The organism is Mesorhizobium amorphae, assembly GCF_014843845.1.
Lineage (GTDB): Bacteria > Pseudomonadota > Alphaproteobacteria > Rhizobiales > Rhizobiaceae > Mesorhizobium > Mesorhizobium amorphae_A.
Genome location: NZ_JHQS01000008.1, coordinates 213,199 through 224,731, shown reverse-complemented (window position 1 = coordinate 224,731; position 11,533 = coordinate 213,199). Strand labels below are relative to the sequence as shown.

The following is an 11,533-nucleotide window of genomic DNA, read 5'->3' as shown; positions in this document are numbered from 1 at the left end:
CGAATCTGGAAGCCTATGAATCATGCCTCAACGCAAATTTGAATCCTGAATGTCGATTGGACCTAGGGCGAGACCAGGTGCTCGCGCCCGCCCTGCTCCACCATCTTGAGCCGGCTTTCGGGCCCGTCCGCTTCGAGGATAATGTAGCTCTCGTCGTCGCCTCCGACGAAGCTTAAGCCCGCTCCGGTCATCGAAGCACTGATCTTTACCGAGGGCTGGCCGTTGGGGTGGATCAGCCGGAACAGCACGGTTTCGCTCGCCCCTTCGACCTCGGGCTGGATGGACAGGCTGGCGCGCACCCGCCCCCGGGGGTCCACGAGTTCGAAGGCGCTGCCGCGAAGGATGCCCATGCCGCCCTGTGCGGTCGCCGGCAAAACTTGCGTCAACCCGATTCCCAAGAGCAAAACCAAATTGGCCGCAGTCAATACGCCAAGAACTACCTCGCGCCTCATCTATCATTCCTCCAATCATCAGCTGATCGGGAAATGTTGCGCCTCTTTTGCGGCAGTGCGGTGATCATCGTCTGGCGATGCGGCGGACGAAAGGACCCCTCGCCAACCATACGCCGGCCTTGGCGCAACTGTCCCGCCGGACGGGCCAAACGCAGGGCCTCCGGTTTCGGTCCGAATACCGACGCGACCAGCCAGTCTGCGCGACCTTTGGTCGTTTCGCTGCGTAATCGTTGGAGCCGGCGCCTTGACGTCACTGGCTCCATCTCCGGATTACGATCGGGGGGCGGCTTAGGATGATCCGCGTGTTTCGCGCCGAATGACTGGCACGAAGAGGTGACTGCGGTCGGGGTAGGAGGATAGTTGGCGCGCCCGAAGAGATTCGAACTCCTGACCCCCAGATTCGTAGTCTGGTGCTCTATCCAGCTGAGCTACGGGCGCGCAACAGGCCATGCTTTGCATAGCCCCGCGATCCGATCGTGACGACCGGTCGCGACGAGACGTGTTCCCTAGCGACTGAATTTCCGAAAAGCAAGCCGATCCGGCAAAAGTTTTGTCGCAGGCATTTCGGGCAGGCGATTTGACCGGCTGCCTGTTCCTGCAGATTGCGGGCGGAAAGCCGTCGCGCACCTTTCCTGGTTTCCTGGAATTCGTTTCGGTCAGGCCGGGCGGCGCAGGCTGCCGCGAGCCTGGTCGAACCGGACCGGCTGGTCGGGGATGGTGACGGCGAAGGTGGTGCGGCCGCCAATGCTCTCTACCAGCTCCACCGTGCCGCCATGGGCGCGGATCAGCTCGTAGGCGATGGCCAGGCCGAGGCCGGTGCCGCCGCTGCGGGCCGAGCCGCGGAACGCCGCGAACAGGTTCTCGCGCGCCTTCGGGGGCAGGCCGGGGCCGGTGTCGGTGACGGTGATGCGGCTGACGCTGCCCATGCGCTCGGCCGATACCGCCAGCCGGCGCACCACGGCGTCCTCGGTGTCCGCCGCCATCGCCTGCACGGCGTTGCGGCAAAGATTGGTGAGCACGCGGAACAGCTGGTCGGAATCGGCGTCGACCTCGAAGGCCAGCTCGACGGCATTGACGAACTCGATGCCTTCCTCGATGTCGAGCAGGCCGTGCACGTCCTCGACCAGCTGGCGCAGCCGCAGCCGCCGGCGCGAGGGTGGCGGCTCCTGGGTGCGGCCATAGGCCAGCACGCCTTCGGAATAGGACACGGCGCGGTCAAGCGCGCGCAGCAATTTTGGCGCGAAGGCCTGCACGGTTGGATCTTTCACCTGCCGCAAGCGGTCCGAGATCAGCTGCGCGGAGGCGAGGATGTTGCGCATGTCGTGATTGATCTTCGACACGGCGAGGCCGAGATCGGCGAGGTGCTTCTGCTCGGTCAGCATCTTCTGCAGCCGTTCCTGCATCTGCGACAGCTCGCGCTCGGCAACGCCGATCTCGTCGGCGCGGGCGGCCGGACGAATGATCCGCCCGGGGTCATCGGGTGCCTCGGAGAAGGACAGCATCGAACGGGTCATGGTGCGGATCGGGCCGATCATGATCAGGTCGATCGCGGCATAGACGAGCATGGCGGTGAACAGCGAGATCAGCAGCGAGACGAAGGCGACGTTGCGCGAATAGATGAGCATGGCGTTGCGCAAGGCGTAGTCGGGCATGATCAGCTCGAATTCCTTGTCGCTCTCGCCCACCGGCCCGAAAACGCGCAGCATGCGATTGCCGCCGAAGAACAGCGTGTCGAGTGCACCTCTCATGCCCTCGACCAGGCCGACACTGGCGATGTCGATGTGCTCGTCGACCTGCGGCGGCATGTCGGACACCACCAGGAGCCTGGAGACGCCGCCGTCGCGCACGGCGATCGCCTTGGCGCCGATCGCCATCAGCACGTCGTTCTGGGCGGTGCGCGACAGCGAATTGGGCTCGCCCTGCACCAGCACGACCGATACCGCGGCCGCCGTGCCCAGCCTCTCCTTCAGCCAGCTCAACCGGTAGCTGGCGATCCAGGGCAGGAAAATCAGGACTTCGGCCAAGAGCACGAAGACGATGGTGAGCAGGAGAAGCTTGGTCGACAGCCCACGCGACAGCGGCACCGTACGGGCGGCGGTGGTCACCGGTCCGGCTTTTTCGTCCGTGGCTAGGGCTTCACTCATGCAGCGTCTTCACAAACACTTGAACAGCCAAGATTAGGCGATTGCGGCTTTTTTGCCAATTTCATCCTTGGGCGATCAAATATGGTCGCCCGAAAGACCGCGACAACCCGGCCCGCTGCCCCGGATTGACTTCCAAAACCCTTCTTTCTATAAGCCCGCTCACGCTCGGGCCATTCGTCCCGGCGCGGTTTCGATCGCGCCTAAACCGGCCCGGCAAAGCTCCTGTTACACAGTGACAGAATCAAGAAGGGCCGCACCCCGCGGTATTAAAACAAATGAAGCGTACCTACCAACCGTCTAAACTCGTCCGCAAGCGCCGGCACGGTTTCCGTGCCCGCATGGCCACCAAGGGTGGTCGCGGCGTCGTCGCAGCTCGCCGCAACCGCGGCCGCAAGCGGCTCAGCGCCTGAACGGAAGACGAGATCGTTGCCCGCAACCGGCAAGCCAGTGGGACCAAATCCCAAGCGGCTTCTGAAGCGCGCGGATTTTCTGGCCGTCCGCCGCGGTGAAAAGCGGCGCGGGCGGCTTTTTCTCGTTGAAGTTCTCGACCGTGGCGACGACCTTGCGCCGCGCGTCGGCTACACCGTCACCAAGAAGGTCGGCAATGCGGTCGTCCGCAACCGCGTCAGGCGGCGGCTCAGGGAAGCCGTGCGCACGCATGCGGCCGATGACATGGCGCCCGGCAATGACTATGTCATCGTCGGGCGTGAAGATGTGCTTACCATTCCGTTCGGCCAGTTGAAGGCCGAACTCTCACGCCGACTGCGCGGAACACGATAGGCCAAGGGCTTTCGATGGAAAACAATCGTAACTTCTTCATCACCATCGCGCTGTCGGTGCTGATCCTGACGCTTTGGCAGGTGTTCTACATGAACCCGCGCGTCGAAGCCCAGCGCGAGGCGGCCCGCATCGAAGAGCAGCGGGTGGCTGAGCAGAAGAAGGCCGCCGAAGGCGCCAATCCAGGTGCTGCCGGAACGCCGGTGCCGCCGCAGGGCGCCATTCCCAACGCGCCCGGCGGCGAAGCCGTCACGGCGGCCAGCCGCGAGCAGGCGCTGGCGGCGACGGCGCGCGTCAAGATCGACACGCCGAGCCTCGAGGGCTCGATCAACCTCACCGGCGCGCGCCTCGACGACCTCAAGCTCAAGCACTACACGGAAACGGTCGACAAGAATTCGCCGGAGATCGAACTGCTCAACCCGTCGGTGCTGCCCAATGGCTATTTTGCCGAGATCGGCTTTGTCGGCAACGACAAGACCGGCGCGGTGCCGGGCGCGGACACGGTGTGGAAGGTTGACGGCAATGCAACGCTGACGCCGGCGACGCCGGTAACGCTGACCTATTCGAACGACAAGGGCCTGACCTTCAAGCGCACCTTCTCGGTCGACAACAACTACATGTTCACCGTTTCCGATACGGTGCAGAATTCCGGCGCCACCGCCGTCTCGCTGTTCAACTACGGCCGCGTCACCCGCTTCGACAAGCCGGCCGTCGCCAGCATCTATGTGCTGCATGAGGGCCTGATCGGCTTCACCGGTACGGAAGGCCTGCAGGAACACAAATACGCGTCCATCGAAAAGGACAAGCAGTTCCAGCCGGGCAAGTCGACCGACGGCTGGCTCGGCATCACCGACAAGTACTGGGCGGTGACGCTGGTGCCGACCGAGAAGCAACCGTTCCAGCCACGCTATGCCTATTTCGAGGATGGCCGGCATCGCTACCAGTCCGACTTCCTGACCGACCCGATCAATGTCGACGCCGGCCAGTCGGCAACCGTCGAGACCGAGGTCTTCGCCGGCGCCAAGGAAGTGGCCAAGATCAATGCCTATGCCGAGGATCGCAACATCAAGCGGTTCGACCTGCTGATCGACTGGGGCTGGTTCCACTTCATCACCAAGCCGATGTTCTGGCTGATCGACACGCTCTACAAATTCTTCGGCAATTTCGGCCTGGCCATCCTCGCCACCACCGTCGTCGTCAAGGCCATCTTCTTCCCGCTCGCCAACAAGTCCTACGCGTCGATGGCGAACATGAAGAAGGTGCAGCCGAAGATGCTCGAGATCCGCGAGAAATACGCGGACGACAAGATGAAGCAGCAGCAGGCGATGATGGAGCTCTACAAGACGGAGAAGATCAATCCGATCGCCGGCTGCTGGCCGGTGGCGCTGCAGATCCCGGTGTTCTTCGCGCTCTACAAGGTGCTCTACATCACCATCGAGATGCGGCACGCACCGTTCTTCGGCTGGATCCAGGATCTGGCCGCACCCGATCCGACATCGCTGTTCAACCTGTTCGGTCTCATTCCGATCACGCTGCCGCATATGTTGATGATCGGCGTTTGGCCGCTGGTCATGGGCATCACCATGTTCCTGCAGATGCGCATGAACCCGACGCCGCCGGACCCGACGCAGGCCGCGATCTTCACCTGGATGCCGGTGATCTTCACCTTCATGATGGCGGGCTTCCCCGCCGGCCTGGTCATCTACTGGGCCTGGAACAACCTGCTGTCGATCCTGCAGCAAGGCGTGATCATGAAGCGCCAGGGCGCCAAGATCGAGCTATGGGACAATCTGGTGGCGTTGTTCCGCAAGAAACCCTCGCCCGCGGAATAGCGGGCGCCCCCGACCCCCACAAGGTTTCGAAAACCCCGGTTCGTCCGGGGTTTTTGCTGCCGGATCACATTCTGTAACCGGCGAAACTCCGGCTCGCCGCGCGCCGTAGCTGTTGTGTTGCGACCTCGCAGCGCGCGGCGGCACGCCGTCTCGAGGGAAGCGGCGAAGGGGTTTTGCCGATCGTCATGTTATCAGTCGCGGCAAGACACCACGCCACGGTGACGGCTTCCGGCGCAGACGCGCCGGTGTTTGGGAGGCCGTCCCGGCGACCGGGGTCCTGTCGTCCTTCGCGGGACCCCGGTTTATCTCGCCCCAAATCACGCTATTTTGGACCTGCCCGAGATGATACGGAGCCAGGCCATGAGCGGACCCAACCCAAACATCAAGCATCCGATCCCGATGCATATGCGCGTCGGTTTCCTGAAAGGGCTGGTCAACGCGCCGAACATCGAAATCGGCGACTTCACCTATTATGACGACCCGGACGGGCCCGACAAATTTGCCGAGCGCTGCGTGCTGCACCACTACCCGTTCATCGGCGACAGACTGATCATCGGCAAGTTCTGCGCCATCGCCGAGGGCGCGCGCTTCATCATGAACGGCGCCAACCACGCCATGTCCGGCTTCTCGACCTATCCGTTCAACATCTTCGGCCATGGCTGGGAAGAGGGTTTCGACCCAAGGACATGGTCGAAGGAAATACGCGGCGACACGGTGCTCGGCAATGATGTATGGATCGGCATGGACGCGGTGATAATGCCCGGTGTGACGATCGGCCATGGCGCCATCGTTGCGGCAAAGTCGGTTGTCACGCACGACGTGCCGCCCTATGCGATCGTTGCCGGAAATGCGGCCAAGGTGGTGAAAATGCGCTTCGACGACAAGACAGTCCGGCGGCTGCTGATGGCGGCATGGTGGAACTGGCCGGTAGACAAGATCAGCCGCAACCTCAATGCCATCAGGGGCGCAGACATTGCCCGGCTGGAGGCCGCCGTTTGAACGCCCTGGACAAGACCGTGATCGCTCCCGAACTGTTCACGCAGGCCTGGATCTTCATCCGCGGCGTGCCGGCGATGAAATTCCTGCCGCCGGAGGGGCCGCCGGAGATCGCCTTCGCCGGCCGTTCGAATGTCGGCAAGTCGTCGCTGATCAACGCGCTGGTCAACCAGAAGGGGCTGGCGCGCACCTCCAACACGCCGGGACGGACGCAGGAGCTCAACTATTTCGTACCGGGCGGGTTTTCTGGCGAAGGCACCGACCTGCCGCCGATGGCGCTGGTCGACATGCCGGGCTACGGCTATGCGAGCGCGCCGAAGGAAAAGGTCGACGACTGGACGAAGCTGGTTTTCGACTATCTCAAGGGCCGCGTGACGCTGAAACGCGTCTATGTGCTGATCGACGCCCGCCACGGCATCAAGGCCAAGGACGACGAAGTGCTGTCGCTGCTCGACAAGGCGGCTGTGTCCTACCAGATCGTGCTGACCAAGACCGACAAGATCAAGGCGGCCGGCGTGCCGCGGCTGATTGAGGAGACGCTTGCCAAGATCAAGAAGCGGCCGGCAGCGTTTCCGTTCGTTCTGGCGACATCGTCGGAGAAGAGCGAGGGCCTCGAGGAATTGCGCGCAGCGATCGTGCTCGCCGCCAATGGTGGCTAAAGCAATTCCAGGAAAAGTGCGTAGCGGTTTTCCGTCCGGAATTGCGCCAACAAGTCAGCGCTTCGCCTCCAGCGCAATCATCTGGTGGCTTTCTTCCTCGGCAAGCCTTTCGGTGCCGTAGGCCTTCAGGAACATGGCGACACCCGACCTGACGACATGGTCGATTTCCTCCTGGCTCGGGGCCTTGGTACGGTAGGCGAACATGCATTGGCGGAAAAGGCCGGCCAGGCACAGTTCCGTGAACTGATAGGCGGCAAGATCGACATCGTCGATCTTGAGCAGGCCGCGTTCGATCGCGGCATTGAGAAAAGCCGCCACCCTGTCATGGCCGCGTTTCGGGCCGCGTTCGTAAAACCGCGCGCCCATGTCGGGTATCCTGTCCGCCGCGCCGATCACCGTGCGCTGCGCCTGAATCACCTTGGCCGATGTGATCTTGAGCGATAGCACCTTGCCGAACTTCACCAGCGTCTGGCGAAGATCGTCGGCGCGGTCGAGCATGTCGTACATATTCTTGAAGATCGTGCCGCGCTCTTCCTCGATCAGCGCCTCGAACAGCTCTTCCTTGTTGGCGAAATAGACGTAGATCGTGCCCTTGGAGACACCGGCCTCGCGCGTGATGTCGTTCATCGACGCGGCTTCGAAGCCCTTGTCGATGAAGACGCGGCGGGCGCCTTCGATGATCTGGCTGCGTTTGACCGGATCCTGTCCGGCCGCCGGGCGACCGCGACGCAGGCTGTCCAGCACATCGCACTGGTCCTTGCCGGCGTCGGATAGTGTTTCGGCCATAAAAGTCACACCTCGCAAAATAATTCGAACCGAACGGTTCGATTGCCCTTGATATGGGCCCGTTTTGGCGCTAAGTCAACGCCCATATCGAACCGAACGGTTCAGTCTAACAGGTTTCCCTTATATAGTCCGATAGAGAGATATCATGTCCTCGAACGCGCCCGTCACCGCCGAAGTCCGTCCATTCCCCAATGCCAAGGTCGCGCCGTCGACCGAAGCGCCGGAAGTGCCCTTGCAGCCCGTCACCGACGCACCGGCCGAGGCGCCGGCGAAGAAGAAGCGCTCGGTGCGCTCCCTGCTTTTGCCCATCATCGGGCTCGGATTGCTCGGCGCCGGCGCCTGGTACGGCTATGATTACTGGACCGACGGCCGCTTCATGATCTCAACCGACGACGCCTATGTCCAGGCCGACATGGCGTTCGTCTCGCCGAAGATTTCCGGCTATGTCGACCAGGTCAAGGTGAACGAGAACCAGCAGGTCAAGGCCGGCGACCCGCTGCTGACGATCGATTCCGGCGACTACAAGATAGCCGTAGCCCAGGCTGAGGCGCAGATCGCCACCTTGAGCAAGACGCTCGACCGCATAGACGCGCAGACTAAGGCTGCACAGGCCTCGCTCCAGCAGGCTGAGGCGCAGAAGACCGCCGATCAAGCCGCGGCCGACAATGCCGGTCGCGCCCAGCAGCGCGCGGCGCAATTGCTGAAGACGCATGTCGGCACGCAGGCGCAGCTCGACGACGCCCAGACCGCCCTCGATCAGGCCAAGGCCGCGCTTGTCGGTGCCGACGCCCAGATCGCGGCGGCGCAGGCCAATATCGGCGTGCTCGAGGCGCAGCGCGCCGAATCTGCCAGCACGCTGGCCTCGCTGCAACTCAGCCACGACAAGGCGGCACGCGACCTCTCCTTCACCGTGCTCAAGGCGCCCTATGACGGCGTCGTCGGCAATCGTTCGGTCGAGCAGGGCGACCTTGTCAGCCCCGGACAGAAGCTCGCGGTCATCGTGCCGATGGACAAGCTCTACATCGTCGCCAACTTCAAGGAGACGCAGCTTGCCCGGCTGGTGCCCGGCGAAAAGGTCAGGATTTCGGTCGATGCGACCGACGGCCAGGATTTCGAGGGCACGGTGTCGTCGCTGGCGCCGGCCTCGGGTGCCGTGTTCTCGCTGCTGCCGCCGGAAAACGCGACCGGCAACTTCACCAAGGTCGTGCAGCGTATCCCGGTGCGCATCGACGTGCCGGCGGACGTCCTGAAGACCGGCAGGCTGCGGGCAGGCCTCAGCGTCGTCGTCGCCGTCGACAGCCGCACCGCGCCGGCTGCCTCGAAGTAAGCGAACCTCGGGAGCAGTGTCATGGCGACCGCAACCCTGACCGCAGGATCGGTACCGGCCATTCCGGCGCAGGCCGACCACATACCGGTTCGCCGCGTCATCGCCTTCCTGGCGATGGTGTTCGGCATGTTCATGGCAATCCTGGACATCCAGATCGTCTCGGCTTCGCTGTCCGAGATCCAGGCGGGCCTCAGCGCCAGCTCCGACGAGATCCCGTGGGTGCAGACCGCCTATTTGATCGCCGAGGTGGTGATGATCCCGCTGTCCGGCTTCCTCAGCCGGATGCTGTCGACGCGCGTGCTGTTCACGGTTTCGGCGGCGGGCTTCACCGCCGCCAGCGCGCTGGCGGCGACGGCCACCAACATCGACCAGATGATCGTCTACCGCGCCATCCAGGGTTTTATCGGCGGCGGCATGATCCCCAGCGTCTTCGCTGCCGCCTTCACCATCTTCCCGCCGTCGCGCCGCGCCTTCGTCTCGCCGATGATCGGCCTGGTGGCGACGCTGGCGCCGACCATCGGCCCGACGGTCGGCGGCTATATCAGCCACGCCATGTCCTGGCACTGGCTGTTCCTGATCAATGTCGTGCCGGGCATCCTGGTGGCGACGGCGGCCTGGTCGCTGATCGATTTCGACAAGCCGAACCTCAAGCTGTTCAGCAAGTTCGACTGGTGGGGCCTGATCGGCATGGCCGCCTTCCTCGGCTGCATGGAATATGTGCTGGAGGAAGGCCCGAACCACGACTGGCTGCAGGAGCCGGCGGTTTTCGCCTGCGCCATCATCATGACCGTCGGCGCGGTGGTGTTCTTCTGGCGCGTCTTCACCGCCGAGGAGCCGATCGTCGACCTCAGGGCTTTCAGCAACGTCAACTTCGCCTTCGGCTCGCTGTTCTCTTTCGTCGTCGGCATCGGCCTCTACGGCCTCACCTACCTGTACCCGGTCTACCTCGGCCGTATCCGCGGCTACGATTCGATGATGATCGGCGAGGCGCTGTTCGTCAGCGGCCTGGCGATGTTCCTCACCGCGCCCGTTGCCGGCATCTTGTCGAACAAGATCGATTTGCGGCTGATGATGATGATCGGTTTCTTCGGCTTCGCGACCGGCACCTGGTGGATGACGCATCTGACCGCCGACTGGGATTTTTATGAATTGCTGATCCCGCAGATCCTGCGTGGCTGCTCGATGATGCTGTGCATGGTGCCGATCAACAACATCGCGCTGGGCACGTTGCCGCCGGATCGGCTGAAGAATGCGTCGGGCCTGTTCAACCTCACCCGCAATCTCGGTGGCGCCGTCGGCCTCGCCCTCATCAACACGGTGCTGATCGACCGCAACGCCTTCCACTATGCAAGGCTTGCCGAGCATGTGCAGTGGGGCAGTGCCGAGGCCCAGACCAAGCTGCAAAACATGACGCTCAACTTCGAGCAGACCGCCGGGCTCGATGCCTCCAAGGCAGCGATCTCCAAACTGTCGGGCATGGTCCAGCAGCAGGCGGCGCTGCTGTCCTTCATGGACGTGTTCTTCATGCTGACGGCGCTGTTCGCGACGCTGGGGCTTTTCGTCCTGTTCATCCGCAAGCCGGCCGGACAGGGCGGCAGTGCCGGCGGAGGCCATTGAGAGCGCCGGAACCCCCGCCTGGCGCTCTCGCGCATGACCCCGGAAATTGGAAACGATTTCCGGGGTCATGCTAAAAGATCAAACCATCCCTCCATATCAGGACATGGGCTATTCCGGTGCTATGCCGCGCCAGGCGGTCCGAACCATCTGGTCAGCACGTCGGCCAGCGGCGTCGGCGTTGGCCCGCCAACCCAGGCCACATAGCCGTCGGGCCGGATAAGTACGGCGCCGGGGGCAGTAACCGCTCGCCTCATAGCCGCAATTTCGCCTGATCTAGGCCGCAGCCGGCTTGAAGGTCAGTGCGACGCCGTTGATGCAGTGGCGCAGGCCGGTCGGCGGCGGGCCATCGTCGAAGACATGGCCGAGATGGCCGCCGCAACGGCGGCAGTGGACTTCGGTGCGGGTCATGCCGAGCGAGCGGTCCACGGTCTTGCCGACAGCATTGGGGATCTCCTGCCAGAAGCTCGGCCAGCCGGTGCCGGAATCGAACTTGGTCTCGGACGAATAGAGCGGCAGGTCGCAGCCGGCGCAGGCGAAAACGCCCTTGCGGTGCTCGTTGAGCAGCGGGCTGGTGCCGGGGTATTCCGTGCCTTCCTTGCGCAGCACGTTGTAGGCCGCGTCGGACAGGATGGCGTGCCACTCGGCGTCGGTTTTGGTGACCTCGAAGGTCTCGGCCGCCAGCGCATCCTTGGGGCCTCCCATGCGCAGCATTGCCGCCGTGCCGGCCAACAATGCCATGGCGGCAGCACCGCTCCAGAGAAAGTCGCGACGGGTCATGCCATTCCTCCTGCTATCAATTTGCCAGATTAGACTGCCAGCCGGAAATCAAAAGCCGGTGACGGTCCTGAAAACGAACACTCCGCACCGGCTCCATCCCTGGAGCAACGCTGCGGAGCGAACGCTTGCCGATTGCGCGGGTCATTGACCCGCGCGATCGGCAGGG

General features: G+C 63.3%; 12 protein-coding genes and 1 tRNA gene. 7 read left to right on the top strand and 6 right to left on the bottom strand.

What is annotated here, in order from left to right; translation table 11 throughout:
• Positions 1-62: 62 nt before the first annotated feature.
• The 3 genes from DH08_RS05180 to DH08_RS05170 all read right to left on the bottom strand — a co-directional run bounded on the left by DH08_RS05180 (position 63) and on the right by DH08_RS05170 (position 2,596).
• The gene (locus DH08_RS05180) at positions 63-452 is read right to left on the bottom strand and encodes a hypothetical protein (protein WP_192178210.1); all 390 of its coding nucleotides are present in this window, start codon (positions 450-452) and stop codon (positions 63-65) included.
• A 361-nt stretch (positions 453-813) separates the two neighbouring features.
• Positions 814-890, bottom strand: a tRNA-Arg gene (locus DH08_RS05175).
• A gap of 218 nt (positions 891-1,108) precedes the next feature.
• Positions 1,109-2,596, bottom strand: a complete 1,488-nt coding sequence (locus DH08_RS05170; RefSeq protein WP_192178209.1) for an ATP-binding protein — start codon at positions 2,594-2,596, stop codon at positions 1,109-1,111.
• Positions 2,597-2,871: 275 nt separating this feature from the next.
• Between DH08_RS05170 and rpmH the strand changes: the two genes are divergently transcribed.
• The 5 genes from rpmH (at position 2,872) to yihA (ending at position 6,860) form a co-directional block, all read left to right on the top strand.
• Positions 2,872-3,006 carry a 50S ribosomal protein L34 gene (gene rpmH, locus DH08_RS05165; protein ID WP_008833937.1) on the top strand — a complete coding sequence of 45 codons (135 nt, stop codon included), beginning with the start codon at positions 2,872-2,874 and terminating at the stop codon, positions 3,004-3,006.
• A 16-nt stretch (positions 3,007-3,022) separates the two neighbouring features.
• Positions 3,023-3,376, top strand: a complete 354-nt coding sequence (gene rnpA / locus DH08_RS05160; protein ID WP_192178208.1) for a ribonuclease P protein component — start codon at positions 3,023-3,025, stop codon at positions 3,374-3,376.
• Between the two features lie 14 nt (positions 3,377-3,390).
• Positions 3,391-5,205 (top strand): membrane protein insertase YidC, encoded by a 1,815-nt coding sequence (yidC, locus tag DH08_RS05155; RefSeq protein ID WP_192178207.1) that lies wholly within the window; start codon positions 3,391-3,393, stop codon positions 5,203-5,205.
• A 360-nt stretch (positions 5,206-5,565) separates the two neighbouring features.
• Positions 5,566-6,204: a CatB-related O-acetyltransferase gene (locus tag DH08_RS05150; RefSeq protein WP_192178206.1), complete on the top strand. Its 639-nt coding sequence runs from the start codon at positions 5,566-5,568 to the stop codon at positions 6,202-6,204.
• Complete coding sequence (yihA, locus tag DH08_RS05145) at positions 6,201-6,860, top strand: ribosome biogenesis GTP-binding protein YihA/YsxC (RefSeq protein WP_192178205.1); 660 nt, start codon at positions 6,201-6,203, stop codon at positions 6,858-6,860. Before DH08_RS05150 ends, yihA begins: the two co-directional genes overlap by 4 nt.
• A 54-nt stretch (positions 6,861-6,914) precedes the next feature.
• On the opposite strand, the gene DH08_RS05140 is transcribed toward yihA, so the two are convergent.
• Positions 6,915-7,646, bottom strand: a complete 732-nt coding sequence (locus DH08_RS05140; RefSeq protein WP_192178204.1) for a TetR/AcrR family transcriptional regulator — start codon at positions 7,644-7,646, stop codon at positions 6,915-6,917.
• A gap of 145 nt (positions 7,647-7,791) precedes the next feature.
• On the opposite strand from DH08_RS05140, the gene DH08_RS05135 reads away from it, so the two are divergent.
• Entirely contained in the window at positions 7,792-8,973 is a 1,182-nt protein-coding gene (locus DH08_RS05135) for an HlyD family secretion protein (RefSeq protein WP_192178203.1), read from the top strand.
• Between the two features lie 21 nt (positions 8,974-8,994).
• Positions 8,995-10,590, top strand: coding sequence for a DHA2 family efflux MFS transporter permease subunit (locus DH08_RS05130; RefSeq protein WP_192178202.1), 1,596 nt, complete (start codon positions 8,995-8,997; stop codon positions 10,588-10,590).
• 119 nt (positions 10,591-10,709) lie between these two features.
• Here the strand turns inward: DH08_RS05130 and DH08_RS37075 are convergent, their stop codons facing one another.
• Both DH08_RS37075 and msrB read right to left on the bottom strand, forming a co-directional pair.
• Entirely contained in the window at positions 10,710-10,853 is a 144-nt protein-coding gene (locus DH08_RS37075; RefSeq protein ID WP_428338281.1) for an aromatic-ring hydroxylase C-terminal domain-containing protein, read from the bottom strand.
• Positions 10,854-10,863: 10 nt separating this feature from the next.
• On the bottom strand, positions 10,864-11,367 hold the full coding sequence (gene msrB, locus DH08_RS05125) for a peptide-methionine (R)-S-oxide reductase MsrB (protein ID WP_192178201.1): 504 nt from the start codon (positions 11,365-11,367) through the stop codon (positions 10,864-10,866).
• Positions 11,368-11,533 lie beyond the last annotated feature (166 nt).

What these genes read in the sequence shown, in the direction of transcription:
- DH08_RS05180 (WP_192178210.1), bottom strand. Translation starts at nt 452, where the DNA reads ATGAGGCGCGAGGTAGTTCTTGGCGTATTGACTGCGGCCAATTTGGTT.
- DH08_RS05170 (WP_192178209.1), bottom strand. Translation starts at nt 2,596, where the DNA reads ATGAGTGAAGCCCTAGCCACGGACGAAAAAGCCGGACCGGTGACCACC.
- rpmH (WP_008833937.1), top strand. Translation starts at nt 2,872, where the DNA reads ATGAAGCGTACCTACCAACCGTCTAAACTCGTCCGCAAGCGCCGGCAC.
- yidC (WP_192178207.1), top strand. Translation starts at nt 3,391, where the DNA reads ATGGAAAACAATCGTAACTTCTTCATCACCATCGCGCTGTCGGTGCTG.
- DH08_RS05150 (WP_192178206.1), top strand. Translation starts at nt 5,566, where the DNA reads ATGAGCGGACCCAACCCAAACATCAAGCATCCGATCCCGATGCATATG.
- DH08_RS05140 (WP_192178204.1), bottom strand. Translation starts at nt 7,646, where the DNA reads ATGGCCGAAACACTATCCGACGCCGGCAAGGACCAGTGCGATGTGCTG.
- DH08_RS05135 (WP_192178203.1), top strand. Translation starts at nt 7,792, where the DNA reads ATGTCCTCGAACGCGCCCGTCACCGCCGAAGTCCGTCCATTCCCCAAT.
- DH08_RS05130 (WP_192178202.1), top strand. Translation starts at nt 8,995, where the DNA reads ATGGCGACCGCAACCCTGACCGCAGGATCGGTACCGGCCATTCCGGCG.
- msrB (WP_192178201.1), bottom strand. Translation starts at nt 11,367, where the DNA reads ATGACCCGTCGCGACTTTCTCTGGAGCGGTGCTGCCGCCATGGCATTG.